The following is a 26,607-nucleotide window of genomic DNA, read 5'->3' on the forward strand; positions in this document are numbered from 1 at the left end:
AAGTTTTAGAGGACTTAAACCATGAGCAACGTCGATTACGCCGAAATCGCCAAATTCGAAGCCCTGGCCCATCGCTGGTGGGACCGTGAAAGCGAATTCAAACCCCTGCACGACATCAACCCGCTGCGGGTCAACTGGATTGACGAACGCGTCAGCCTGGCCGGCAAGAAAGTCCTCGACGTCGGTTGCGGCGGCGGCATCCTCAGCGAAGCCATGGCTCAGCGCGGCGCCACCGTGATGGGCATCGACATGGGCGAAGCGCCGCTGGCGGTCGCTCAACTGCATCAACTGGAATCCGGCGTGAGCGTCGAATACCGGCAGATCACCGCCGAAGCCCTGGCCGAAGAAATGCCGGAACAGTTCGACGTGGTCACTTGCCTTGAGATGCTCGAGCACGTGCCGGACCCATCCTCAGTGATCCGTGCCTGCTTCCGTATGGTCAAGCCGGGCGGCCAGGTGTTCTTCTCCACCATCAACCGCAACCCGAAGGCGTACCTGTTCGCCATCGTCGGCGCCGAATACATCATGAAGCTGTTGCCGCGCGGCACCCACGACTTCAAGAAATTCATCCGCCCTTCCGAGCTGGGCGCCTGGAGCCGCATGGCCGGGCTGACCGTCAAGGACATCATCGGCCTGACGTACAACCCGCTGACCAAACATTACAAACTGGCGGCCGACGTGGACGTCAATTACATGATCCAGACCCTGCGCGAGGAGTAAGCCGATGCGTATCAGAGCAGTTCTTTTCGACATGGACGGCACCCTGCTCGACACCGCGCCGGACTTCATTGCGATCTGCCAGGCGATGCGTGCCGACCGTGGCTTGCCACCGATCAACGATAAACACATCCGCGACGAGATCTCCGGCGGCGCCAGGGCGATGGTCGCAGTGACCTTCTCCATGGACCCGGAATCACCCGGCTTCGAGGAACTGCGCCTGGAATTTCTGGAGCGCTACCTGGTGGGTTGCGCGGTCCACAGCAAACTGTTCGACGGCATGGGCGAACTGCTGGCGGACATCGAAAGGGCCAACCTGATCTGGGGCGTGGTCACCAACAAGCCGCTGCGCTTCGCCGAACCGATCATGCAGCAACTGGGGCTGGCCGAACGCTCGGCCCTGCTGATCTGCCCGGATCATGTGAAGAACAGCAAACCGGACCCGGAACCGTTGATCCTTGCCTGCAAGATGCTCGACCTGGATCCGGCCAGCGTATTGTTCGTGGGCGATGACTTGCGTGATATCGAGTCGGGGCGTGATGCCGGCACCAAGACTGCGGCCGTGACCTTCGGCTACATCCACCCGGATGACAATCCGCGGCATTGGGGTGCGGATGTGGTGGTTGATCATCCGCTGGAGCTGCGCAAGGTGCTCGATAGCGCCCTTTGCAGCTGCTGAGCCGAACCGGATTTTGTGGCGAGGGCGTCTAGCGCCCCACTGTCTACCACCACCGTATCTCGGGCACACCGCATTGAATGGTTTTACGACTGCTTCGCAGCCGAGCGGGAGCAAGCTCCCTCGCCACAGTTCGGTGCCCGCATAATTGTGTAGAGGTTTATATGTTTGATTATTCCGCCCGCCCCGATTTGCTCAAGGATCGGGTCATTCTGGTCACTGGCGCTGGTCGTGGCATCGGCGCTGCCGCCGCAAAAACTTATGCAGCCCACGGCGCGACCGTGCTGTTGCTGGGCAAGACTGAAGCCAACCTGACTCAGGTCTATGACGAAATCGAAGCCGCGGGCCACCCGCAACCGGCGGTGATTCCGTTCAATCTGGAAACCGCCCTGCCCCATCAATACGATGAGCTGGCGGCGATGATTGAAACTGAATTCGGTCACCTGGACGGCTTGCTGCACAACGCATCGATCATTGGTCCGCGCACGCCGATCGAACAGCTGTCGGGCGAAAACTTCATGCGTGTCATGCACGTCAACGTCAACGCCATGTTCATGCTCACCAGCACGCTGTTGCCGCTGCTCAAGTTGTCCCAAGACGCCTCGGTGGTATTCACCTCCAGCAGCGTCGGCCGCAAGGGCCGCGCGTACTGGGGCGCTTATGGCGTTTCCAAGTTTGCCACCGAAGGCCTGATGCAAACCCTGGCCGACGAAGTCGACACCGTAGCGCCAGTGCGCTCCAACAGCATCAACCCGGGCGCTACCCGCACAAGCATGCGCGCCCAGGCTTACCCGGGAGAAAACCCGCTGAACAATCCGACGCCGGAAGAGATCATGCCGGTGTATTTGTACTTGATGGGACCCGACAGCACGGGCATCAACGGCCAGGCTTTCAACGCGCAGTAATGCCGTACGTCGCTTTTGTGCCGCGTCGAGTTCCCGTCGCGGCATTTGAGCATGCTCAACTTCTACAAAGCAGATTAAACTTGTACGAAATGTCCTACGGGACTGACGGACCAGTATTGACGCGCAGCCCAAAGCCGCTCTCACCCAGCTTGTAAGACAGCCTTACTGCTCAAGGGCGCACGCCATATGAAATCACCCTCCCAGACCAACGCAATTGACTTCGATAGTGCCAAATTGCAGCGCCTGGGTTTTGGTCAGCAGCAACCCTCTCTGGAAAGGCCTGTCAGCCTTGCAAAACTGCGCCAGCAAATGAGCATGCAGCTGCAAACCAGTCTTGAACCGCAACGCATTCTTGGTTTGTTCTTCCGCGAGGTTCAGCGCCTGGTCCCGCTGGACGCCTTGAGCTACGAGCACAAGAGCAGCGACTTGCGACTGGAGTTCGGCCAACGCGGTCATCACTCGATCAGCTACAGCCTCAGCCACGAGGGTGAACATCTGGGTGAATTGGTATTTCGCCGCAACCAGCGTTTCAGCGAGCAGGAGCAGGGCAACCTTGAATCGCTGCTGGCGACACTGCTGTACCCGATGCGCAACACGCTGCTGTACCGCGCAGCCACTCAAAGCGCCTTACGCGACCCACTGACCGACACCGGCAACCGCATCGCGATGGATCAGACGCTGCAACGGGAAATCGAGCTGTCACGGCGTCACCAGCAACCGCTGTCGTTGCTGATGCTGGACATCGACCACTTCAAGCAGATCAACGATACCCATGGCCACAGCGCCGGCGACGACGTGCTCAAGGCAGTTGCCGCTTCGATCAAAAATCAGCTACGCAATGTCGACATGGTGTTTCGTTACGGCGGCGAGGAGTTTTTGATTCTGCTGTCGAACACCAGCCGCGAAGCCGCTGCCCTGGTGGGTGAACGCCTGCGATTTGCCGCGCAGACCGAGGAATACATCGCCGATGGACGCCCGATCGAGCTGACGATCAGCCTCGGTTGCTCAACCCTGCTACCCGGCGAGTCCGCCGAGAGCCTGGTGCGACGGGCCGATAATGCGCTGTATGTCGCCAAGCGCGAGGGGCGGAACCGGCTGACGATGGCCGGCTGATTTTCAGCCACCACCCAAATCAATGTGGGAGCGAGCCTGCTCGCGATGAGGTCGTGTCAGTCAATGATGAATTGATGACACCACGCTATCGCGAGCAGGCTCGCTCCCACAGTTTTATTGCCTACGTCGGAATCAGCTTTCAGCCAATTCCAGTCGCTCCCGGACTACCGGCGCCTTTTCTGAATGCTCCAACTGCATGCACCGCTCAAGGAACAGGTACATGTAGTCGTAGCTCTTGCACACCGCCTGACGCAGCTCTACCTGCAGGGCTTTGCTCGGGTTGGTGCCTGCCAGGGTGCAGATGATTTCCAGCGCTTCCCACGGATGGGCATCGTCGTACTGGGCATGCATCTTCAGCCACTTCATCGCACGCTTGCGCTCTTCCTCGGGGAACGAGGCGGCGTACACGCCACTGGAACAGACCACCGCCGACCACTCACCCGTCGCGCCTTCAATGGCGTAGTTGGTGGCGGCAATGGCGACGATCAGCGAATCCGCCGAACTGGTGTGCCAGCACCAATGGCTCAGGGCGTGAAGTTCAGGGGCAACCTGTTGTTCCTGCAGATCTTCCAGGCTGACGCCGTGTGCACGGCTCCAGTTCAGCCAGTAGTCGGCATGGTTCAATTCGACGCGAATATTACGCATCAGCCAGCGACGCGCCATGTCCTCGCCAGGGTGGCGGGCGAAACGGGTCTTGGTCAGGTTTTGTGCCATGTATAACGCGAACTGTTCAACCACCGGCCAGCCACCTATCAGGTACTGCCGCATGGTTTTTGCGCTGAGTTTGTTATCTCGCATGCGCTGATACAGTTCGTGTTCGACAACCCGGCGCTTGCTCTCGCTGCAATCCTGGATCAGGCGCTGGGCCCAGGCAGGATAACTTGCAGCTTCCATGAGCGGTCCGGTTCTGTTGAATGTGTCGATCACTGTCGAGCTCCTTTTGATTGTGATTGTTAGATCATCGAGAGTTTTCAACGGAATGTGCCAGGCGCCTTGAACAGCAAAGGCTGAGGCCTGGCAGGACGACTTTTGAGGCTATCGCGGGTAAACAGTTGCGGACGTTCAATGACATATCCTTGAGCGTAATCCACGCCGATCTCCAGCAATGCCTGCTCGATCTGAGTTGTTTCGACAAACTCGGCAATCGTGCGCTTACCCATGACATGGCCGATGTGATTGATCACCTCGACCATGGCGCGGTTAATCGGGTCGTCCAGCATATCCTTTACAAAACTCCCGTCGATCTTCAGGAAGTTTACAGGCAAATGTTTCAGATACGCGAATGAGGACATCCCGGCGCAAAAGTCGTCCAGCGAAAACAGACAGCCTAAGCCTTTGAGTTCATTAATGAATCTAATTGCGCTGCCCAGATTGGCAATCGCGCTGGTTTCTGTGATTTCAAAACAAATCATTTCAGCCGGAATTGAATACGCTACGAACTGTTCTCGCAAGAAGTCGAGAAATGCCTCGTCACCGATGGTCGTGCCTGACAGATTGATCGCACACATGGCCAGCGGTTCGCCAGGGCTCTCGGCGCGGCATTGGGCAATAATCTTGAACACGTTCTTCACGACCCAGCGATCGATGGTACTCATCAGGCCATAACGCTCGGCTGCCGGAATGAAACTGTCAGGCAGGATCATCCGCCCGGCTTCATCGTGCAGGCGCAGCAGAATCTCGATATGCCCGCAGTCCGCATCGGCCCCCAACGGCGCGATTTCCTGCGCGTACAAGCAGAAGCGGTCCTCCTCCAAAGCCATGTGCAAGCGCTGCACCCAGGCCATTTCGCCGAAGCGCAGGGACAGTTCCGAGTCGTCGGGGTGATAGACCTGAACCCGGTTGCGCCCCTTCTCCTTGGCCATGTAGCACGCCATGTCGGCAGCGCGAAGCGAGGCTTCAAGGGTGGTCGGGCTCTGTGAAATATGCACCAGGCCGAGACTCACGGTGGTCACGAATGGCCGGCCCTTCCAGACAAAGTGCAGGTTCTGCACGGTCTGGCGCAGCGACTCGGCGATTTTCTCCGCGGCCTCGGGCCCGCAGTTTGCCAGGAGGATGCCGAACTCGTCACCGCCCAATCGGGCCAGGGTATCGCCTTCGCGCAAACCCGATTGCAGCAGCGCGCAGATGTGGCGCAACAATTCGTCGCCGGCGGCATGACCGCAGGTGTCGTTGACCAGTTTGAACTGGTCCAGATCGAGAAACATCAGGGCATGGCGCCCCGACTGCCGCGTCAGGTTGTGCAGCGCCTGTTCCAGGCGATACTCGAACTCGCGGCGGTTGGCGAGACCGGTCAAGGCATCATGGGTAGCCTGCCACGACAGATTGGCGATGTATTGCCGCTCCTGGGTCATGTCGTGCAACACCAGCACCGTGCCGCTGACCTTGCCGGCATTGCGGATCGGCGCCCCCACCAGTGTCACCGAAACCGTGCTGCCATCCAGGCGCTGAATCAGTTTTGAATGCTCGCTGCCACCGCTGAGTTGCCCGCTCAGAATGCGCTCGATCAAGGTAAACCCGTCGGCCTGGGCGTTTTCATCCAGCAGATTGAACAACGCTGCCAGTGGCAACCCCGCCGCCTGCTCAGCCTTCCAGTGGGTCAACGCCTCGGCGGCCGGATTCATGTAGGCAATGGCGCCGTCCACATCCGTGGTAATCACTCCATCGCCAATCGATTGCAGGGTGATCTGCGCGCGATCTTTTTCCAACTGCAAGGCTTCGGCGAAAGCATGGCGTTGCTTGAGCAGCTTGTGGGTGCGCATCAATGCCAGGGCAATCAAGCCAAGGGCGGTGGCGAGGTTGGTCAGCAGCAACAGACGAAGAATGACCCGCGACCCTTCTCCCAGTGCATCACTGAAGGCTTTCGCCGCCGGCGTCACCTCATCATTGATCGCGAAAATCTGCTCTTTCCAGCGCCGGATATCCGCCTCGGAAGCCGGCTTGGCGGTGATGTGCTGGTGCATGTCCCGCGCAACGTCGTCGAGCTTGACCAGATAGGCGTCACCGACCGTCCACAGATCGATGGCTTTTTCCAGGTAACTGAAATGGCGGAAATTAAGGTACAGCCAGATCAGACTGTTGACGTCGTCCGGGTGGTTACCGCCCTTGAGAATCGCCACCCGCGCCGCTTCTATATCAGGCGGCTGCCGATCCAGTGCCACGCGCAACTCATGCCCGCCCTGAGGTACGGAGATGGCGTGCTGGTACTTGCGAAAGATCCCTTCATCGCCGCTATCGGCGTAGAGATTGAGGTAATAGATGGCATCTTTCTGGCCCTTGGACCAGAGGCTCTCGCCGGCAACATAGCCGCGAACCGCCGACAGCACATAGAGGCTAACGCCGCCCAACAAGGCTTGAAACAGCACAACGGCAATAAATGGCCAGACGATGCCCAACAACCGGGGCGTTCCGAGAGTCCGCGTTTGATTCATGAGGTCCCTTGCATTAGCACTGCTTGATCGTCATCCGGACGAAATCGCTCCATCTAGACTAGGTCGCGATTGCGCTCTCGGCAAGCGTCGAGCCTCGCCCGAGAGCGGTTGGAAACCGTTGATGCCGGTGACGATGTTCTTGTTGTGGGGCTTCAAATACGCTTCAAACAGCATTCATTCATTCGGCCTCAAGACTTACATTTGTTGCAAATGACCATACAACTTGGCATATAAGCCGCCGTCGGCGATCAACTGCTGGTGATCGCCGTCTTCGGCAATCTGCCCGCCGTCGAACACCAATACACGGTCGGCCTGTTTCACTGCCGAAAGTCGATGGGCAATGATCAGCGTGGTGCGGTTGCTCAGGAACCGTGCCAGCGCCTGATGCAGGTTGTATTCGGTGGCGGCGTCCAGCGCCGAGGTGGCCTCGTCGAGAATCACCACTTTCGGTTCCGCCAATACCATTCGCGCAATCGCCAGACGCTGGCGCTGCCCACCGGACAAACGCACGCCGGAGCGCCCGACGATGCTGTCCAGGCCATTGGGCAAATCGCGGATGGTGGCGTGCAACTGAGCGATTTCCAGCGCCTGCCAGCAGGCTTCGTCGCTGCGCTCGCGGCCCATGGTCAGGTTGGCGCGTACGGTGTCATTGAACAGCGCCGGATGTTGCAGGACCACGGCGACATTTTCCCGCACTGTTTCCAGGCCAATCTCCTGCTGGGTCGAGCCGCCGAAGCGGATGGTCCCGGCCAGCGGCGTGTACAAGCCGAGCAGCAGCTGCACCAGCGTGCTCTTGCCGCCACCACTGGCGCCGACAATCGCAACCTTCTCACCGGGGGCGATGGACATGTTCATCTGGCTCAACACCAGTTCGTCGCCATAACCGAAACTCAGGCCTTGAACCTCGATACCCACGGTATCGCGCCCGGTAAACGGGTCCACGCCCTTGGGGTATTGCGGCTCATCGGCGCGCGACAGCAATTCGTTGATCCGCGACAGCGCACCACCGGCGGCGTAGAAGGCGTATTGCAGGTTCAGCAGCTGTTCGACCGGGCCGATCATGAACCACAAATAGCTGAACACCGCGAGCATCTGGCCGATGGACAGGTCGGAAAACAGCACGGTGAGCATGGCGGCAGCACGGAAAATATCGATGCCGAACTGGAACAGCAAACCGCTGGCACGGTTCGAGGCGTCGGTTTTCCATTGTGAGTTAACCGCGTAATCGCGGACTTCCCTGGCCCGCAGCCCTAAACGACCGAGGAAGTAACCCTGGCGGTTGCCGGCGCGCACTTCCTGGATCGCGTCCAGGGTTTCGGTCAGGGCCTGGGTGAAGCGCGACGTGCTGTCGTTTTCGAGTTTCTTCAGGTGCTTGACCCGCTTGCCCAACTGCACCGTGGCGTAGATCACCAGTGGGTTGAACAGCAGAATCAACAACGCCAGTTTCCAGTGCATCCACATCAGAATCCCGGCGGTGCCGACCAGGGTCAGCATGGCCACGAGGAAGCGGCTGAGGGTTTCGCCGACAAATTTGTCCAGCGTGTCGAGGTCGGTGACCAAATGCGTGGTCACCGTGCCGCTGCCCAGGCTTTCGTACTCACCCAGCGAGATGCGTTTGAGGCGTTCGATCAGGCGGATACGAATGCGGTAGACGATGTCTTTGGCCAGCGCGGCGAACAATCGCGCCTGCAGCACGTTGAACAGCAACGCGGCACAACGCAGGGCCAGCGTCACCACCAGCATCAGGCCGATGTAACCCGCGGCTTTTTGCCAAACATCAGGCAGCGCCAGGTTCATGATTTTCAGTGCGGCATCGCCGTGCCCCAGCAGCACTTCGTCCACCAGCAACGGCAGGAGTAACGGGATCGGTACGCTGCACAGCGTCGCCAGTACGGCCACGCCGTTGGCGATCCAGAGGGATTTCTTGTGATGGAGGGCCAGGCGACGGATTTCCGCCCAGCTCAAGCGGTCGACACGTTTAGCGGTTACGGCTTCGTCGGGCAGATCATGCACAGGCAGCGCGCTCCAGCCAGCGGCCGAGCAGCGGGGATAATTCGCTCAAAGGCTGATAGCCATTGGTCAGCAACGCCAATTGGCCGTTTCGCTCAGCCAGCAGCGTAGGGAAACCGGCGATGCCCAGATCCTGAACCCAGGCGAAGTCCGCCGATGTCGCGGCGTGCGTATCGGCACGGTCGAACGCTGCGGCAAATTCAATTCGCGGGAGACCGGCCTGATCGGCCAACTCCACTAGAACACTGGCCCGGGTGACATCGCGACCTTCAGCGTAAAAGGCCTGCTGAATCAGCCCGAGCAGTTTCCACGCGCAATCCGGCGCCAGGTTACGTGCCGTCACCAGTGCCCGGCAGGCAGGTTCGGTGTCGTAGACAAAACCGTCAGGCAATGCGCCTTCGCGCTTGAACGGCTGGCCGGTAGCCTCGGTGACCGCCTGCCAGTGCTCGAGAATGTAGCGCCGGGTGGTCGGTTCCAGCGCGGCGCCACTGCCGGTGCGCAAACCGCCCACCACCAGATGCACGTCTACTCCGGCGGCCGCCGCCTGCTCCACCAACGCGTTTGCAACCGGAGCAAAACCCCAGCACCAGGAACACATCGGGTCCATCACATAGAGCAGGCGCGCAGTCATGGTTCAGGCCTCGGAAGATGCTTGCTTATAGTTGTAACCGATCGGGTGAGGCATGTTGCGGGCCTTGGCCAGTTCGATCTGCTTTTGCCGATCGATGGCGCTGCGACGGGTTTTCTCGCTCAGTTTGTCCCAGCAATGCGGGCAACTGATGCCGGCCACGTAGTGCTCCGAAGCGCGATCTTCGACGCTGACCGGCGTGCGGCAGGCGTGACATTGATCGTAATCGCCTTCGCTCAAGTCGTGGCGAACGGTCACGCGGTTGTCGAACACGAAGCAGTCGCCCTGCCACTTGGTTTCTTCCTGTGGCACCTCTTCGAGGTACTTCAGGATGCCGCCCTTGAGGTGATAGACCTCACCGTAGCCTTCGCTGAGCATGTAGCTCGATGCCTTTTCGCAGCGAATGCCGCCGGTGCAGAACATCGCGACCTTCTTGTGCACGGCCGGGTCGAAGTTGGCTTTGATGTAGTCGGGGAATTCACGAAAACTGGTGGTTTTCGGGTCGATGGCGCCTTCGAAGGTGCCGATCGAGACTTCGTAATCGTTCCGGGTATCGATGAGCAGCACTTCCGGATCGCTGATCAACGCGTTCCAGTCCTGCGGATCAACGTAGGTGCCGACCTTTTTGTTCGGGTCCACGCCTTCGACGCCGAGGGTGACGATTTCTTTCTTGAGTTTGACTTTGGTGCGGTAGAACGGCTGTTCGTCGCAGTACGACTCTTTGTGGTCGATGTCGTCCATGCGCGGATCGTTCTTGAGCCAGGCCATCAACCCGTCGATGCCTTCGCGGCTACCGGACACGGTGCCATTGATGCCTTCTTCGGCAATCAGCAGGGTGCCTTTGATGCCGTTGTCGACCATCGCCTTGAGCAGTGGCTCGCGCAGGTCAACGTAATCTTCCAGGGTGACGAACTTATACAGTGCCGCCACGACAATCTGTTGTGTCATGGGTAAATCTCCAGGTGGCTACCCTCGTAAGGGGTGAACCGGATGCGAAAAAAAACGCGCCGGGTGAGCGGCGCGTTGGGCATTCTACCAAAAAAGCCAACCCTGTAGGAGCCGGCTTGCTGGCTCCTACAGGTGGTGATCTTTAGTGTTTGCTGCCACCGGCACAGGTCGGCGAAGCCGGGGCCGCGTCGATCTGTGCCCATTCTTCAGGCGTGTAGGTGTGCAGCGCCAACGCATGGAACTCGCCCATCAGCTCGCCGAGCGTGCCGTAGACTTTCTGGTGGCGCTTGACCCGGTTCAGGCCTTCGAACTGCGCACTGACAACCACAGCCTTGAAGTGGGTCTGCAACCCGCGGCTGTGCATGTGGCTTTCATCAAGCACCTGCAGATGCTGCGGCTGAAGCAGGCCCAGCGTCGATTCGATGCGTTGTTGCATGGTCATACCGAACTCCGCTCAAGGCTTTTTCTTGGCTGGCTCGGCGGCGCCTTTGGGCTCCAGCTCGGCCGTCATGTCAGCCAGCAGTTTGTTGACCACCGGCACCGCGCTTTCCAGCTTGGCCTGGGTCATCTGGGCCGATTGCTGGGTCAGCTGCGGCATTTTTTCCAGGACTTTCTTGCCCAGCGGCGACTTGTAGAACGCAACCAGGTCCTTGAGCTCGGATTCAGTGAAGTTGGTGGTGTAGAGCTTGACCATGTCCGGTTTCAGCTTGTTCCAGCCAATGGCCTGGTCCAGCGCGGCGTTAGCCTTGGCCTGGTAGGTTTCGAGCACGGCTTTTTTCGATTCCGGGGCCTTGGTTTGCTGGAAGCGCTGGGCGAACATCTGCTGGACCTGCATGTACACCGGAGTGCCCAATTTGTCAGCATGCGCCAGAGTCAGGAAAGCCTCGGCACTGGCGTTGTGGCTGGCGGTGTCGGCAAAAACCTGGCCGCTGGCACAAACCAATGCAACCGCGGTACAGATGGCACGAAGACGAGTCATCGAGTTTCCTTTACTAGCAGACGAGGTAAAACCCCAAGGACGTCCATTCTGCGCCTAAAAAAGTGTGGCGCTCAACCCCAACCCTTGTCGCATCTGATTTAGAGGGGTTCAATGGTCAGAATCGTGACAGATGGAACCGCGGCCGGTGATCACGGCCTAAATTGCGCAAACAGACCTACAGGAGTGTGACCGATGAGCCGTATTGAAACCGACAGTCTGGGCGAGGTTGAAGTCCCGGAAGAAGCCTACTGGGGCGCTCAGACGCAACGCTCGCTGGTCAACTTTGCCATTGGCAACGAACACATGCCGCTGGCCGTGCTCCACGCCCTGGCGCTGATCAAGAAAGCGGCGGCCCGGGTCAATGATCGCAACGGCGACCTTCCCGCCGACATCGCCCGGCTGATCGAACAAGCGGCGGATGAAGTGCTCGACGGTCAGCACGACGATCAATTCCCGCTGGTGGTCTGGCAAACCGGCAGTGGCACCCAGAGCAACATGAATGTCAACGAAGTGATCGCCGGCCGTGCCAACGAACTGGCCGGCAACCCGCGTGGCGGCAAGTCGCCGGTGCACCCCAACGATCACGTCAACCGCTCCCAGAGTTCCAACGACTGCTTCCCCACCGCCATGCACATCGCCACCGTGCAGGCCGTGCAGCACCATTTGCTACCGGCGATCAGCGAACTGTCGGGCGGTCTGGCCGAGTTGTCGGCGCGCCACATGAAACTGGTGAAGACTGGCCGCACGCACATGATGGACGCCACGCCGATCACGTTCGGCCAGGAAATTTCGGCATTTATAGCGCAACTCGATTACGCCGAGCGGGCCATTCGCAGCGCCCTGCCGGCGGTGTGTGAGCTAGCCCAGGGCGGTACGGCGGTCGGCACCGGGCTGAACTCCCCCCACGGTTTCGGTGAAGCCATCGCCGCCGAACTGGCCGCGCTTTCCGGCCTGCCGTTCATTACCGCACCAAACAAGTTCGCGGCGTTGGCCGGGCACGAGCCGCTGACGACGCTGTCGGGCGCCCTGAAAACCCTCGCCGTGACGCTGATGAAAATCGCCAACGATTTGCGTCTGTTGGGCTCCGGGCCTCGCGCCGGCTTCGCCGAAGTGAAACTCCCGGCCAACGAACCCGGCAGCTCGATCATGCCCGGCAAGGTCAACCCGACCCAGTGCGAAGCGCTGTCGATGCTCGCCTGTCAGGTGTTGGGCAACGACGTCGCCATCGGTTTCGCCGCGAGCCAGGGTCATCTGCAACTGAACGTGTTCAAACCGGTGATCATCCACAACCTGCTGCAATCGATTCGCCTGCTGGGCGATGGCTGCAGCAACTTCCAGCAGCACTGCATTGCCGGCCTGGAGCCGGATGCCGGGAAAATGGCTGAGCACCTGGAGCAAGGCTTGATGCTGGTGACGGCGCTCAACCCGCATATCGGCTATGACAAATCGGCAGAGATCGCCAAGAAGGCCTACGCCGAAGGGCTGACCTTGCGTGAGGCTGCTCTTGAGTTGGGGTATCTGACTGATGAAGAGTTCGATGCGTGGGTAAGGCCGGAGAATATGCTGGAGGCCGGGGCAAAGGGCTGAGTGTTGTAGTGTTTGTCAGGTCGCCTTCGCGAGCAGGCTCGCTCCCACAGAACTGTGCACGCAGCCAAAGGGGTGCGTGCCTGCCCGCGATGAACGATGACGCGGCCTAGTTAGCCGCCATCCGCATCTTGCGCGCCTTGAGCCCGGCAATCAGCGAAGGGCCCAACGCGACCAGCGCCGACCCCAGCACCACCAGCACCGCGCCGCCATACCCCAAGCCATTGATGGTCTCGGCATGCACATAGTCCGGCCACAGCCAGGCGGCGATGGCGACCGCGCCAAAGGTCACCAATGGCGTGATCGCCAGCGTCGCGCTGACCCGCGACGCTTCCCAATGCGCCAGCGCTTCGGCAAACGCGCCGTAGGCGATCAGGGTGTTCATGCAACACGCCAGCAATAACCAGCCTTGCAACGGGTTCAACTCCAGCGCCTCAAGCGGCTGCACCCACGGCGTCAGCAACAGCCCGCAGAACAGATAGATCACCATCATCACCTGCAATGAATTCCACACCGTCAGCAGTTGCTTCTGCCCCAAGGCATAGAAGGTCCAGACCGTGGACGCCAACAACACCAGCAACACACCGGCGGTGTAATCGCTCAACGACGTCAACAACTCGGTCAGTCGTTGATTGAAAAACAGCGCGAACCCGATCAGCAGTACCAGCAGGCCAATCCCCTGCCCCACGCTGAAACGCTCCTTGAATACAAACAGGCTGGCGATCAGCAGCATGATCGGCCCCATCTGCACCACCAGTTGCGCGGTTCCGGGGCTGAGCAGGTTGAGCCCCATCAGGTACAGCACGTAGTTGCCCACCAGCCCGAGCACGGCCATCGCCACCAGCCAGCCGCCGCGCGGGCCGAGCACTTTGCGGCTTGGCAGACGTTTGGTCGCGGCCAGATAAATGAACAGACAGCTGCCGGACACCATCAGGCGAAACCAGGTGACCGTGACCGGGTCCATCACCAGCAAGACCTGCTTGAGTTTGATCGGCAGGATTCCCCACAGCAGCGCGGTCAGCAGGGCCAGAAACAAACCGTACACCCAGCGACCCGATGAAATGTGCATGCGAACCCCGAAACCCAATGGCAAGAACCGCCATTCTAGGCGCACCGGCGTGTGGCACACAGGGACAGTTGGCGTCTGGCCGCGAATGAAACTGTGCAGGTCGCAACGTTAAATTGGCGATCTGCCGTCGATCGGATCGCCACGCGCCACAAGTGGTTCTTGCATAAGCTGATTGGATCCACGCCAGGAAAATTTCAGGAGATCGCCATGTATGGCATGCGTGCCCAGGATAACGCCCCCGCCCTGCACTTTCGCAGCGACCGGTTGTGCCGGGTCAATGGAGAGTTGTTTTTCAGCACCCGGGAAAACACCCTCGAGGGGCCGTTTGAGAGTGCCGAGGCGGCTGCGCGGGAAATTCAGGCGTATATCGAGCGGATGCAGAATATGGCGGTAAATAGATAAACCGAGTCGCCTTTATCGCTAGCAGGCCAGCTCCCACAGGGGTCTGATAGGCGACACAGATCCAGTGTGGGAGCTAGCCTGCTAGCGATAGCTATATAACAGTCACCAACAAAATCCGACGCGTTTACCGCACCGCCTCAAACAACCCGGTCGCTCCCATCCCGCCACCCACGCACATGGTCACGACGCCGTAGCGCAGGTTACGCCGCTGCAACTCGCGAACAATGTGCCCGACCTGACGCGAACCGGTCATGCCGAACGGGTGGCCGATGGCGATTGAGCCGCCGTTGACGTTGTACTTTTCGTTATCGATCTCCAGCCGATTACGCGCATACAGGCACTGCGAGGCGAATGCTTCGTTGAGTTCCCACAGATCGATATCGCCCATCTGCAAACCCTTGGCCTTGAGCAGTTTCGGCACCGAAAACACCGGGCCGATGCCCATTTCATCCGGTTCGCAACCTGCCACGGTAAAACCACGGAAAAACGCTTTCGGCTTCAAGCCCAGCGCCAGGGCTTTTTCCAGGCTCATCACCAACGTCATCGAAGCGCCGTCCGACAGCTGCGACGAATTGCCGGCGGTGACCGAACCCTCCTCGGCGAACACCGGATTCAATCCGGCCAGACTGTGCAGCGTGGTGTCGGGACGGTTGCAGTCATCGCGATCAACGATGCCGTCGAGCACCTGTACCTGACCGGTGGCCTTGTCCTCAACGCGGTACTTCACCGCCATCGGCACGATTTCATCGTCGAACAGCCCAGCTGCCTGCGCCTGGGCGGTGCGTTGCTGACTTTGCAGGGCGTACAGATCCTGTTCTTCGCGGCTGACGCCGTAACGGCGAGCGACGACTTCGGCGGTCTGGCCCATCGAGAAATAAATACCCGGCACCCGCTCCTTGAGCAGCGGGTTGATCAGATTATCGGTGTTGACGCTCTTCATGGTCAGGCTGATCGACTCGACACCACCGGCGACAATGATGTCGCTGCAACCCGAAGCGATCTGATTGGCGGCGATCGCAATCGCCTGCAGGCCTGACGAGCAGAAGCGGTTGAGGGTCATGCCGGCCGTGCCGATGCCCAAACGCGACAGCACCGCGACATTACGACCGATGTTGTAGCCCTGGGCGCCTTCATTGGAACCGGCGCCGACAATGCAGTCCTCGACGCTGGCCGGGTCGATGCCGGTGCGCGCCAGCAAGGCGTTGACGCAATGCGCGGCCATGTCGTCCGGACGGGTCTGGTTGAACTTGCCGCGAAAGGATTTGGCCAGGCCGGTCCGCACGCTGTCGACGATCACCACTTCACGCATGGCATACCTCATTGTTGTTGTCGGTTGAGAGTGGACCGAGCATAAGCCCACTCAATGACCGACCGCGACAATCATTCACCCTGCGTATGCGCGACCATCGCCTCACTTCTTGCCTTTGTTTTCCTTCCTGGCGCGCTTTTCGGACTTCTCGAAGGCTGCTTCCAGTGCCTGATTGATCGTGCGCAAGACCTTGACCCGCGCCCAGCGCTTGTCGCTGGCTTCAATCAATGTCCAGGGCGAGATTTCAGTGCTGGTGCGGTCGACCATGTCGCCGACAGCGGCGCGATAGTCGTCCCACTTGTCCCGATTGCGCCAGTCATCCTCGGTGATCTTGAAGCGTTTGAAGGGGATGTTTTCACGCTCCTGGAAGCGTTCCAGTTGCGTCTGTTTATCGATGGCCAGCCAGAATTTGACCACGACCACCCCGGCGTCGGCGATCTGCTCCTCGAAGTCATTGATTTCACCGTAGGCGCGCAACCAGTCCGTCGGGCTGCAGAAGCCCTCGATACGCTCCACCAGCACCCGGCCATACCAGGAGCGGTCGAACACGGTGAATTTGCCCCGCGCCGGCAGGTGTCGCCAGAAGCGCCACAGGTACGGTTGCGCGCGCTCTTCTTCAGTGGGCGCGGCAACCGGCACGATGTTGTATTGCCGTGGGTCGAGCGCCGCCGCCACTCGCCGAATCGCCCCGCCCTTGCCTGCGGCGTCATTGCCTTCGAACACCGCAACCAGCGCGTGCCGGCGCATGCGCTTGTCACGCATCAACCCGGAAAGCCGAGCCTGTTCGGTCACCAACTGTTCCTCGTAATCGTCTTTTTCCAGGTGCAGGGTCAGGTCCAGGCTGTCGAGCAGGTTGACCTGATCGACACTGGGGAACATCGGTGCGGCGCTGACTTTTTCGGGATGGATCTTCGGCCGCTTCAACGCACCGTTCAGGCTGTCGAGCAGAATCTTGCCCACCACCAGGCTGCGGTAGCGCGCATCCATCCCGGCGATGACATGCCACGGCGCATAGTCACGACTGGTGCGGCGCAAGACCCGCTCACCGAACTTCACGAAGCGGTCGTAGGTCTGCGATTGCTGCCAGTCCAGCGGGCTGATGCGCCAGCTGTGCAATGGATCGTCGGCCAACGCTTTAAGCCGCGCCTTCATCTGTTTTTTAGAGAGGTGGAACCAGAACTTGACGATCAGTGCGCCTTCATCGCACAGCATCTTTTCCAGGCGCTCGGCACCGTTGATGGCTTGATCGAGACGCGGGTCCTTGAACTCGCCATGCACCCTGCCCTGCAGCATCTGGCTGTACCAATTACCAAAGAAAACGCCCATGCGCCCCTTGGCCGGCAGCATCCGCCAGTAACGCCAGGCTGGTGGCCGCGCCAGCTCTTCATCAGTTTGCTGATCGAACGTGCGGACCTCGATCAAGCGCGGGTCCATCCACTCGTTGAGCAATTTGACCGTCTCGCCCTTACCGGCACCTTCGATGCCATTGATCAGGATGATCACCGGAAACCGGCGCTGCTGCTGCAGTTCAAATTGCGCTTCAAGCAAGGCTTCGCGCAGTGCGGGCACTTCGGCGTCGTAGGTTTCTTTGTCGATGGTGTGATCGATTTCAGCGGATTCGAACATGAACGGCTCCCTTCCAGATGTGAGCAAGACTAGCGGATTGACCGGTGTCACGTGGAAGAAATCCAATTTTTGCAGGCGCAAGCTCCCTCGCCACAAAGGCGGATCAAGCACGGCCCCCGCGATCGGCTAGAATGGCCACCTTGCCGTGACCGAGCCTGCCATGAAACCTGTATTGCCCCACGCCCAGCTCGATTGGGACGACCAGGGTCGTCCCTATTCGCGCCTGTTCGACGATGTGTATTTCTCCGATAAGTCGGGGCTGGATGAAACCCGCTATGTGTTCATCGAGCAGAACCGTCTGGCTGAACGCTTTGCCGCGTTGCCGCACGATGGCCGGCTGGTTATCGGCGAGACAGGGTTTGGCACCGGGTTGAATTTTCTGTGCGCGTGGCAGGTGTTCGAGCAACACGCGCCGGTCGGTGCGCGGCTGCATTTTGTCAGTGTCGAAAAGTACCCGTTGAGCCCCGCCGACCTGCAACGCGCCCTGGCGCTGTGGCCCGAACTCAAGGTGTTGGCCGATCAACTGCTGGCGCAATACGTGGCCATCCATCAAGGCTTTCAGCGGCTGACGCTGGCCAACGGCCGGGTGACCCTGACCTTGCTGATCGGCGATGCGCTGGAACAACTGCCGCAACTGGACGCGCAAATCGACGCCTGGTTTCTCGACGGGTTTGCCCCGGCGAAAAATCCTGACATGTGGACCGCCGAGCTGTTCGTCGAACTGGCGCGACTGGCCGCCCCAGGCTCGACCATCAGCACATTCACCAGCACCGGTTGGGTCCGGCGACTCCTCAACGCCGCCGGTTTCAAGATGAAACGCACGCCGGGCATCGGCCATAAATGGGAGATCCTGCGCGGCGAGTTTCTGGGTTGGCCGCAGGAGGTTCCCGCGCCATTACCCGCCAAGCCCTGGTTCGCCCGACCTGCACCGCTGGCCGGCGAACGCCGCGCACTGGTGATCGGTGCCGGCCTGGCCGGTTGTGCCAGCGCGGCCAGTCTCGCGGCGCGGGGTTGGCAGGTGACCGTCCTCGAGCGCCACGCCGACCTTGCCCCGGAAGCCTCCGGTAATCCGCAAGGCGTGCTTTACCTCAAGTTATCCGCTCACGGCACCGCGCTGTCGCAAATGATCGTCAGCGGCTTCGGTTACACCCGACGCCAACTCGAACACCTGCAACGCGGCACCGATTGGGACGATTGCGGCGTGCTGCAACTGGCGTTCAACGCCAAGGAAAGCGAACGTCAGGCGCAACTGGCCGCGGCGTTTCCTGCGGACCTGCTGCACCAGGTCGACCAGCCCCAGGCCCAGGCGCTGGCGGGGATCGGTCTGGCGCACGGTGGCTTGTACTATCCAGAAGGTGGCTGGGTGCATCCTCCGGCGCTGTGCCAATGGCAGGCTGCGCACCCCGACATTCAATTGCTGACGCACCACGATGCCGTGCAATTGCGCAAGGTCGATGGCCAGTGGCAAGCCTGTGACGGTGAACGCTTGCTCGCCAGCGCTCCGGTGGTGGTGCTGGCCGGTGCCGCCGAGATCCAGCGCTTTGCGCAAAGCGCCGGGCTGCCACTCAAACGCATTCGCGGGCAAATCACCCGCCTGATGCAAACCCCGCAAAGTCAGGCGTTGAGCACGGTGGTCTGCGCCGAAGGCTACGTCGCCCCGGCGCGTCTGGGCGAGCACACACTGGGCGCGAGTTTCGACTTCAAGAGCGATGACCTGACCCCGACCACCGCCGAACACCTGGGCAACCTGGCCATGCTCGAAGAGATTTCCGAGGATCTGGTCAGCCGATTACACGTCGCCGAACTGGCCCCTGAAAGCCTCGAGGGGCGCGCCGCCTTCCGTTGCACCAGCCCCGACTACCTGCCAATCGTCGGGCCGCTGGCTGACAACCAGGCATTTGCCCAGGCGTACGCCGCCCTGAGCAAGGACGCCCGGCAGGTGCCGGATGTCGAATGCCCGTGGCTCGACGGTTTGTACGTCAACAGCGGCCACGGCTCACGCGGCTTGATCACCGCACCGCTGTCCGGAGAACTGCTGGCCGCCTGGCTGAATGACGAACCCTTGCCCCTGCCCAGAAGCGTGGCCGAAGCCTGTCACCCGAACCGGTTTGCGCTGCGCAACCTGATCCGCCGCACCCACGCCTGACTCGGCCCTTGCAGGAACCGGCTGGCTGGGTGACGGCCGCTCTACCGGAAGGGCTTGCGCTCTTTATAACTTATCGGTCTAAAACTCCGGGGAATGAGCCGGGTCAGTTTCTGAGTACCCGCCGTTTTGGCGCGGTATCGATTGCCCCTCCCCAACGGAAAAACCGGTAAGGAATTTATGTGCGGATTAGCTGGCGAGTTACGTTTTGATCATCAACCTGCAGACCTCGCGGCGGTTGAACGAATTACCCATCACCTGGCACCACGCGGCCCCGACGCCTGGGGTTTTCACAGCCAGGGGCCGATTGCCCTGGGCCACAGACGCCTGAAAATCATGGACCTGTCGGACGGCTCGGCGCAGCCGATGATCGACAACCAACTGGGTCTGTCCCTGGCCTTCAACGGCGCCATCTACAACTACCCTGAATTGCGTGCCGAGCTGGAAGCGCTCGGTTATGCCTTCTATTCGGGTGGCGACACCGAAGTGCTGCTCAAAGGCTTTCACGCCTGGGGTGAAGCGCTGCTGCCGAAACTCAACGGCATGTTTGCCTTCGCCATTTGGGAGCGTGATGCACAACGCCTGTTCATCGCCCGCGACCGTCTCGGTGTAAAACCGCTGTACCTGTCGCGCACCTGCCAGCGCCTGCGCTTTGCCTCGGCGTTACCGGCGCTGCTCAAGGGGGGCGACATCAACCCGATCCTCGACCCGGTGGCGCTCAATCATTATTTGAATTTTCATGCGGTGGTCCCGGCGCCACGCACCTTGCTGGCCGGCATCGAAAAATTGCCGCCCGCGACCTGGATGCGCATCGAAGCCGACGGCCGTACCGAGCAGAAAACCTGGTGGACCCTGCCCTACGGCCCACACGCCGATGAGATGAATCTGACACTCGAAGACTGGCGCGACCGCGTGCTCGACAGCACCCGCGAGGCCGTAGCGATTCGCCAACGGGCAGCGGTCGATGTCGGCGTGCTGCTTTCCGGCGGTGTCGATTCGAGCATGCTGGTGGGCTTGTTGCGTGAAGTCGGTGTTGAAAACCTGTCGACGTTTTCCATCGGCTTCCAGGATGCCGGTGGCGAACGCGGCGACGAGTTCCAGTATTCGGACCTGATCGCCAAACACTACGGCACCCAGCACCATCAGCTGCGGATCGACGAAAAAGAGATCATCGAGCAACTGCCCGCTGCGTTCCGCGCAATGAGCGAACCGATGGTCAGCCACGATTGCATCGCGTTCTATCTGCTGTCCCGGGAAGTGGCCAAGCATTGCAAAGTGGTGCAAAGCGGCCAGGGCGCCGACGAACTGTTTGCCGGCTACCACTGGTACCCGCAGGTGGACGGCGCCAGCGATCCGTATGCGGCCTATCGCGAAGCGTTTTTCGACCGCAGCTACGACGATTACGCCGCCACCGTGCAGCCGAAATGGCTGACTGCGAACGACGCTGCCGGTGACTTCGTGAAGGAACATTTCGCACAACCGGGTGCCGATGCGGCGGTGGACAAAGCCCTGCGCCTGGACAGTACGGTGATGCTGGTGGACGACCCGGTCAAACGCGTCGACAACATGACCATGGCCTGGGGCCTGGAAGCACGCACACCGTTTCTCGATTATCGCCTGGTGGAGTTGTCGGCCCGAGTGCCGGGTAAATTCAAACTGCCGGACGGTGGCAAACAGGTGCTCAAGGAAGCGGCGCGGCTGGTGATCCCGAGTGAAGTGATCGACCGCAAGAAAGGCTACTTCCCGGTGCCGGGTCTCAAGCATTTGCAGGGTGACACGCTGAACTGGGTGCGCGAGTTGTTGCTCGACCCCAGCCAGGATCGCGGCCTGTTCAACCCGGCCATGCTCGACCGGCTGCTGACTGACCCGCAAGGGCAATTGACCCCGCTGCGCGGCTCCAAGCTGTGGCAACTGGCGGCCCTGAACCTGTGGCTCAGTGAACAAGGAATCTGATCGATGAAACCTCACGCCACGGCGTTCAGCCAACGCTTGTTACGCGGTCAGGCGCCCTCTTACGAACGCTTGCAGGCGCGCCTGGCCGAAGACGGCAGCGCACTGGGCGGCGAGCCGATTGCCGTGCATTGCGGCTGGGGCCGCCTGCTGATCGGCCATACCTTTGCCGATCCGGCCAGCCTCGCCAAGGAGCTGCTCAACGAGCAGCCCGGCGAACGCGATATTGCGCTGTACGTCGCCGCCCCCCAGCAAGTGCTGGGGCTGGAACCGACCCAATTGTTTCTCGACCCGTCCGACACCTTGCGCCTGTGGTTCAGCGACTACCGTCAGGCCACTCGGGTGTTTCGCGGCTTTCGCATCCGCCGCGCCCAGAGCGAAGCGGACTGGAATGCGATCAATCAGCTGTACCAGGCACGCGGCATGCTGCCGATCGACGCGACTTTGCTGACCCCGCGACACCTCGGCGGCCCGGTGTACTGGCTGGCTGAGGACGAGGACAGCGGCGCGGTGATCGGCAGCGTCATGGGTCTCAATCATCACAAGGCATTCAACGATCCGGAAAACGGCAGCAGCCTCTGGTGCCTGGCGGTCGATCCGCACTGTTCGCGGCCTGGCGTCGGTGAAGTGCTGGTGCGGCATTTGATCGAACACTTCATGAGCCGCGGGCTGAGTTACCTCGACTTGTCGGTATTGCACGACAATCGCCAGGCAAAAAACCTCTACGCCAAGCTCGGCTTTCGTAACCTGTCGACATTCGCCATCAAGCGCAAGAACGGCATCAATCAGCCGTTGTTTCTCGGCCCGGGCCCCGAAGCCGAGTTCAACCCCTACGCACGGATCATCGTCGAAGAAGCGCATCGGCGCGGGATCGATGTGCAGGTCGATGACGCCGAGGCCGGGATGTTCACGCTCAGTCACGGCGGGCGACGCGTGCGCTGCCGTGAATCCCTCAGCGACCTGACGAGCGCCATCAGCATGAGCCTGTGCCAGGACAAAAGTCTGACCCACAAAGTGCTCAAGGCGGCCGGCTTGAACTTGCCCGCGCAACAACTGGCCGCAAATGCCGATGACAACCTGGCGTTCCTCGACGAACACTCGCGTGTGGTGGTCAAACCGTTGGACGGTGAACAAGGCCAGGGCGTGGCGGTGGATTTGCAGAGCATCGAAGAGGTCCAGCAAGCCATCGAGTCAGCCCGCCAGTTCGACAGCCGTGTGTTGCTGGAAAGCTTCCATGAAGGCCTCGACCTGCGCATTCTGGTGATCGGCTTTGAAGTGGTGGCGGCAGCCATTCGCAGGCCGGCGGAAGTGGTGGGTGATGGTCAGCATTCCATCGGCGCGCTGATCGAAGCCCAAAGCCGGCGTCGCCAGGCAGCCACCGACGGCGAAAGCAAAATCCCCCTGGACCACGAAACCCAGCGCACCTTGCACACTGCCGGTTACGACTACAGCAGCATCCTGCCGGCGGGCGAGCATCTGTTCGTGCGGCGTACGGCGAATCTGCATACCGGCGGCATTCTCGAGGACGTCACCGCGATCCTGCACCCGACCCTGGTGGACGCTGCCGTGCGCGCTGCCCGCGCGCTGGACATTCCGATGGTGGGCCTGGATCTGATGGTGGCTGCCGCCGATCAGCCCGAGTATGTGTTCATCGAAGCCAATGAACGCGCCGGGCTGGCCAACCACGAGCCACAACCGACGGCTGAGCGTTTTGTGGATTTGTTGTTTCCGCATAGCCAGCCAGCAGCTTCCTATTGATGTAGAGCCTGATCGGCAAGCCCGCTCCTGCAAGGGGGACGCGTCCCAATGCAGGAGCCAGCCTGCTCGCGATGGCGGCTCAACAGACGACAACGTTTTCACTCATCGAAACCATCGATGCTCTTCACTCATCAGGAGTTTCCATGACTATCAAATACCCAGAGCCCGACCTGACTTATCTGCAAAAAGTCCTGCTGGAAATGCTCGCCATCCCCAGCCCGACCGGGTTCACCGACACCATCGTGCGCTATGTCGCCGAACGCCTGGAAGAGCTGGGCATTCCCTTTGAAATGACCCGTCGCGGCACCATCCGTGCCACCCTCAAGGGCAAGAAAAACAGCCCCGACCGCGCCGTTTCCGCCCACTTGGACACCATCGGCGCAGCCGTGCGGGCTATCAAGGATAACGGTCGCCTGACCCTGGCTCCGGTAGGTTGCTGGTCCAGCCGTTTTGCCGAGGGCAGCCGGGTGAGCCTGTTCACCGACAACGGCGTGATCCGTGGCAGCGTGTTGCCCTTGATGGCGTCCGGGCACGCCTTCAACACGGCCGTGGATGAAATGCCAATCAGTTGGGACCACATCGAACTGCGCCTGGATGCCTACTGCGCGACGCGCGCCGATTGCGATTCGCTGGGCATCAGCGTCGGCGATTTCGTCGCCTTCGACCCGCTGCCGGAGTTCACCGAAAGCGGTCACATCAGTGCCCGTCACCTCGACGACAAGGCCGGGGTCGCGGCACTGCTGGCGGCGCTGAAAGCCATCGTCGACAGTGGTGAGGAACTGCTGATCGACTGTCATCCCCTGTTCACCATCACCGAAGAAACCGGCAGCGGCGCCGCGGCGGCATTGCCGTGGGACGTCAGCGAATTCGTCGGCATCGACATCGCGCCAGTCGCCCCGGGCCAGCACTCCAGCGAACACGCGGTGAGCATCGCGATGCAGGACTCGGGCGGGCCTTACGACTACCACCTGTCGCGACACTTGCTGCGCCTGGCCAGCGATAACGACTTGCCCGTGCGCCGCGATCTGTTCCGCTACTACTTCAGCGATGCACACTCGGCGGTCACCGCCGGCCATGACATCCGCACCGCCCTGCTCGCTTTCGGCTGCGACGCGACCCACGGCTACGAACGTACCCACATCGACAGCCTTGCAGCCCTGAGCCGCCTGCTCGGCGCCTACATCCTCAGCCCGCCGGTCTTCGCCAGCGACGCCCAACCTGCCACAGGGTCACTGGACCGGTTCAGTCACCAGATCGAGCACGACACCCAGATGGAAAGCGATACGCGGGTGCCGTCGGTGGACAGCCTGGTGGGGCAGCGGTCGGAGAGTTGATCCCTGCATTTTTGTTGACTGATCTGGCGCTATCGCGAGCAGGCTCGCTCTCACATCTACGCGATTAACTGCAGGAGCGAGCCTGCTTGCAATGGCGATGGTGCAGTCAACCGGGGAGTCAGAACTAGCCGCACTCGCCCATTCGCCGTAGCATCGCCAGATTGTTCACCCGAGGTGCCTATGCTCATCCCCCACGACCAACTTGAAGTCGACACCCTCACCCGCCTGATCGAGGATTTCGTGACCCGCGACGGCACCGACAATGGCGATGACACGCCGCTGGAAACCCGTGTTCTGCGGGTGCGCCAGGCATTGACCAAAGGTCAGGCACTGATCGTATTCGACCCGGAAAGCGAGCAGTGCCAGCTAATGCTCAAGCACGATGTGCCCAAGCATCTATTCGACTGATTTTTTCTGTCGGGGCAGGTTGCGCTTGATGCGATCGTAAATCTCCGACCGATGCACATTGACGGTCTTCGGCGCCTCGATGCCGAAACGCACGTTGTTGCCATTGACGGCGACAACGCGGATGGAAATGTCGTCACCGATGGAAATCATTTCGCCCACAACGCGACTGAGTACAAGCATGGCCCTGGTCCTTTAAGGATTACCGAGCCCTGAAGATGCCCGGCGCAGGTCAGGCCTTCAAGGCAGCAACGGTAATCCAGAATGAACTTACAGCCCGCAACCAAGGTGCTGACGGAAACGTCTGACAAAACTTGTAAAAGTACCGCCAAGTGTCATGAGGCGGAAAAACGTGGGCCGAACAAAATGATGCTGGCGCCGATCACGCACAACGCCACGCCGATCCAGTCCGAGCCCAGCGGACGAATCCGTTCGACCACCGCCAGCCAGCCAATCGAGGCAATGATGTAGATGCCACCGTAGGCGGCATAGGCGCGACCGGCATAAGTCGACTCGATGCGGGTCAGCAACAGTGCGAACAAGGTCAGGCTAAGCAGCGCGGGCACGATCCACCAGGCGCTTTTACCCTGGCGCAACCACATCCAGAACGCGAAGCAACCGGCGATTTCGAACAGCGCGGCCAGAAAGAACCATAGGTAGTTGAGCATGCAAACGTCTCAAAAGAGTGGCCGATGGCGGCCACCCTAACGATACCGTCGCTCGCGGGCAAGTTCAGCCTGCGCTTTGTTTGGCCTTGGCGCGCATCTTGTCAGCCATGATCGTCATTTCGTTGTAGAGCAATTGCGGGTTCTTCTGTTTCAGTGCCCACGCCATGCGGCCCTGCTCGTGGGGCAAAATCATGAACTCGCCGGCAGCGACCTGCTGATAGATGTAGTCGGCGATGTCAGCGGCGCTGATCGGCGAACTTTCCAGCAACTTGCCGACCTGGGCTTTCATTGCCGGGGTCGGGCCACGGAAAGAGTCCAGCAAGTTGGTCTGGAAGAAAGACGGGCAGACCACATGCACGCCCACCTCCTGTTGCGCCAGTTCGATCAGCAGGCTTTCGGACAGTGCCACCACGCCGGCCTTGGCCACGTTGTAGTTACTCATGGCCGGGCCCTGCATCAACGCTGCCATCGACGCGATGTTGATGATCTTGCCCTTGCTCTTTTCCAGCAACGGCAGGAAGGCTTTACAGCCCTTGACCACGCCCATCAGGTTGATCGCGATCTGCCAGTCCCAGTCTTCCAGGGACAATTCACTGAAGAACCCACCCGATGCCACGCCGGCGTTATTGACGATGACATCAATGCCACCGAGCTTCACTTCACAAGCCTGGGCAAATGCGGTCAGCTGGCTGTAATCGCGGACATCGCAACGCTGGATAAAACCGTCGCCGCCCGCTTCGCGCACCTGTTTCAGGGTTTCCTGCAGGCCGGGCTCACTGACGTCCGACAAGGCCAGTTGCCAGCCCTCACGCGCCCAGCGCAGCGCGATTTCGCGACCCAGGCCAGAGCCTGCGCCAGTGATCATCATGCGATTTTGCATAGCAAACAGCCTTGTTGTTCCGGGGAAGATGCGTCGAGTGTAGCGAAGGATATTGCCCGACCCACGCTCCATCAG

At 60.5% G+C, this 26,607-nt stretch carries 24 protein-coding genes; 11 read left to right on the forward strand and 13 right to left on the reverse strand.

Annotated features, from left to right (window positions below):
* The first annotated feature begins 21 nt into the window (after positions 1–21).
* The 4 genes from ubiG (at position 22) to BVK86_RS16050 (ending at position 3,411) form a co-directional block, all read left to right on the forward strand.
* Positions 22–720, forward strand: coding sequence for a bifunctional 2-polyprenyl-6-hydroxyphenol methylase/3-demethylubiquinol 3-O-methyltransferase UbiG (ubiG, locus tag BVK86_RS16035; RefSeq protein ID WP_075947352.1), 699 nt, complete (start codon positions 22–24; stop codon positions 718–720).
* 4 nt (positions 721–724) lie between these two features.
* On the forward strand, positions 725–1,396 hold the full coding sequence (gene mupP / locus BVK86_RS16040; RefSeq protein WP_075947353.1) for an N-acetylmuramic acid 6-phosphate phosphatase MupP: 672 nt from the start codon (positions 725–727) through the stop codon (positions 1,394–1,396).
* Between the two features lie 161 nt (positions 1,397–1,557).
* Entirely contained in the window at positions 1,558–2,298 is a 741-nt protein-coding gene (locus BVK86_RS16045) for a YciK family oxidoreductase (protein WP_063341138.1), read from the forward strand.
* Positions 2,299–2,484: 186 nt separating this feature from the next.
* The gene (locus BVK86_RS16050; RefSeq protein WP_075947354.1) at positions 2,485–3,411 is read left to right on the forward strand and encodes a GGDEF domain-containing protein; all 927 of its coding nucleotides are present in this window, start codon (positions 2,485–2,487) and stop codon (positions 3,409–3,411) included.
* 132 nt (positions 3,412–3,543) lie between these two features.
* Here BVK86_RS16050 and BVK86_RS16055 read toward each other — a convergent pair whose 3' ends face one another.
* The 7 genes from BVK86_RS16055 to BVK86_RS16085 form a co-directional block, all read right to left on the reverse strand.
* Positions 3,544–4,305 carry an iron-containing redox enzyme family protein gene (locus BVK86_RS16055; RefSeq protein WP_408002963.1) on the reverse strand — a complete coding sequence of 254 codons (762 nt, stop codon included), beginning with the start codon at positions 4,303–4,305 and terminating at the stop codon, positions 3,544–3,546.
* A gap of 77 nt (positions 4,306–4,382) precedes the next feature.
* A complete protein-coding gene (locus BVK86_RS16060; protein WP_075947356.1) occupies positions 4,383–6,839 on the reverse strand; it encodes an EAL domain-containing protein in 2,457 nt (818 codons plus the stop codon).
* A 195-nt stretch (positions 6,840–7,034) separates the two neighbouring features.
* On the reverse strand, positions 7,035–8,852 hold the full coding sequence (locus BVK86_RS16065; RefSeq protein ID WP_075947357.1) for an ABC transporter ATP-binding protein: 1,818 nt from the start codon (positions 8,850–8,852) through the stop codon (positions 7,035–7,037).
* Positions 8,845–9,447: a DsbA family protein gene (locus BVK86_RS16070; RefSeq protein WP_173668864.1), complete on the reverse strand. Its 603-nt coding sequence runs from the start codon at positions 9,445–9,447 to the stop codon at positions 8,845–8,847. Before BVK86_RS16070 ends, BVK86_RS16065 begins: the two co-directional genes overlap by 8 nt.
* Positions 9,448–9,483: 36 nt before the next feature.
* A complete protein-coding gene (trhO, locus tag BVK86_RS16075; protein WP_075947359.1) occupies positions 9,484–10,425 on the reverse strand; it encodes an oxygen-dependent tRNA uridine(34) hydroxylase TrhO in 942 nt (313 codons plus the stop codon).
* A 142-nt stretch (positions 10,426–10,567) separates the two neighbouring features.
* Complete coding sequence (locus BVK86_RS16080; protein ID WP_075947360.1) at positions 10,568–10,867, reverse strand: BolA family protein; 300 nt, start codon at positions 10,865–10,867, stop codon at positions 10,568–10,570.
* A 12-nt stretch (positions 10,868–10,879) separates the two neighbouring features.
* On the reverse strand, positions 10,880–11,404 hold the full coding sequence (locus tag BVK86_RS16085; protein ID WP_075947361.1) for a DUF2059 domain-containing protein: 525 nt from the start codon (positions 11,402–11,404) through the stop codon (positions 10,880–10,882).
* Between the two features lie 192 nt (positions 11,405–11,596).
* Here BVK86_RS16085 and BVK86_RS16090 point away from each other — a divergent pair, with 192 nt between their 5' ends.
* Entirely contained in the window at positions 11,597–12,991 is a 1,395-nt protein-coding gene (locus BVK86_RS16090) for a class II fumarate hydratase (RefSeq protein ID WP_075947362.1), read from the forward strand.
* Positions 12,992–13,097: 106 nt separating this feature from the next.
* Here the strand turns inward: BVK86_RS16090 and BVK86_RS16095 are convergent, their stop codons facing one another.
* On the reverse strand, positions 13,098–14,057 hold the full coding sequence (locus BVK86_RS16095) for a DMT family transporter (RefSeq protein ID WP_075947363.1): 960 nt from the start codon (positions 14,055–14,057) through the stop codon (positions 13,098–13,100).
* A gap of 207 nt (positions 14,058–14,264) precedes the next feature.
* Here BVK86_RS16095 and BVK86_RS16100 point away from each other — a divergent pair, with 207 nt between their 5' ends.
* Entirely contained in the window at positions 14,265–14,459 is a 195-nt protein-coding gene (locus BVK86_RS16100; RefSeq protein WP_075947364.1) for a DUF6316 family protein, read from the forward strand.
* 124 nt (positions 14,460–14,583) lie between these two features.
* On the opposite strand, the gene BVK86_RS16105 is transcribed toward BVK86_RS16100, so the two are convergent.
* Both BVK86_RS16105 and pap read right to left on the reverse strand, forming a co-directional pair.
* Positions 14,584–15,768: a thiolase family protein gene (locus BVK86_RS16105; RefSeq protein ID WP_075947365.1), complete on the reverse strand. Its 1,185-nt coding sequence runs from the start codon at positions 15,766–15,768 to the stop codon at positions 14,584–14,586.
* 102 nt (positions 15,769–15,870) lie between these two features.
* A complete protein-coding gene (pap, locus tag BVK86_RS16110; protein WP_075947366.1) occupies positions 15,871–17,394 on the reverse strand; it encodes a polyphosphate:AMP phosphotransferase in 1,524 nt (507 codons plus the stop codon).
* Between the two features lie 160 nt (positions 17,395–17,554).
* On the opposite strand from pap, the gene mnmC reads away from it, so the two are divergent.
* From mnmC to BVK86_RS16135, 5 genes are all read left to right on the forward strand, one after another.
* A complete protein-coding gene (mnmC, locus tag BVK86_RS16115) occupies positions 17,555–19,540 on the forward strand; it encodes a bifunctional tRNA (5-methylaminomethyl-2-thiouridine)(34)-methyltransferase MnmC2/FAD-dependent 5-carboxymethylaminomethyl-2-thiouridine(34) oxidoreductase MnmC1 (RefSeq protein ID WP_075947367.1) in 1,986 nt (661 codons plus the stop codon).
* A 177-nt stretch (positions 19,541–19,717) separates the two neighbouring features.
* Positions 19,718–21,490: an N-acetylglutaminylglutamine amidotransferase gene (locus BVK86_RS16120; RefSeq protein ID WP_075947368.1), complete on the forward strand. Its 1,773-nt coding sequence runs from the start codon at positions 19,718–19,720 to the stop codon at positions 21,488–21,490.
* 3 nt (positions 21,491–21,493) lie between these two features.
* Positions 21,494–23,245, forward strand: coding sequence for an N-acetylglutaminylglutamine synthetase (ngg, locus tag BVK86_RS16125; RefSeq protein WP_075947369.1), 1,752 nt, complete (start codon positions 21,494–21,496; stop codon positions 23,243–23,245).
* Positions 23,246–23,388: 143 nt separating this feature from the next.
* The gene (locus BVK86_RS16130; RefSeq protein ID WP_075947370.1) at positions 23,389–24,579 is read left to right on the forward strand and encodes an osmoprotectant NAGGN system M42 family peptidase; all 1,191 of its coding nucleotides are present in this window, start codon (positions 23,389–23,391) and stop codon (positions 24,577–24,579) included.
* A gap of 180 nt (positions 24,580–24,759) precedes the next feature.
* Positions 24,760–24,987, forward strand: a complete 228-nt coding sequence (locus tag BVK86_RS16135; RefSeq protein ID WP_003199186.1) for a YheU family protein — start codon at positions 24,760–24,762, stop codon at positions 24,985–24,987.
* Here the strand turns inward: BVK86_RS16135 and csrA are convergent.
* The 3 genes from csrA to BVK86_RS16150 all read right to left on the reverse strand — a co-directional run bounded on the left by csrA (position 24,976) and on the right by BVK86_RS16150 (position 26,532).
* Positions 24,976–25,167 (reverse strand): carbon storage regulator CsrA, encoded by a 192-nt coding sequence (csrA, locus tag BVK86_RS16140; RefSeq protein ID WP_075947371.1) that lies wholly within the window; start codon positions 25,165–25,167, stop codon positions 24,976–24,978. The two genes, BVK86_RS16135 and csrA, sit on opposite strands and share 12 nt — an antisense overlap.
* 152 nt (positions 25,168–25,319) lie before the next feature.
* The gene (locus BVK86_RS16145) at positions 25,320–25,652 is read right to left on the reverse strand and encodes a YnfA family protein (RefSeq protein WP_075947372.1); all 333 of its coding nucleotides are present in this window, start codon (positions 25,650–25,652) and stop codon (positions 25,320–25,322) included.
* A 64-nt stretch (positions 25,653–25,716) separates the two neighbouring features.
* Positions 25,717–26,532, reverse strand: coding sequence for an SDR family oxidoreductase (locus BVK86_RS16150; protein ID WP_075947373.1), 816 nt, complete (start codon positions 26,530–26,532; stop codon positions 25,717–25,719).
* Positions 26,533–26,607 lie beyond the last annotated feature (75 nt).

It is taken from the genome of Pseudomonas reinekei, from assembly GCF_001945365.1.
Lineage (GTDB): Bacteria > Pseudomonadota > Gammaproteobacteria > Pseudomonadales > Pseudomonadaceae > Aquipseudomonas > Aquipseudomonas reinekei.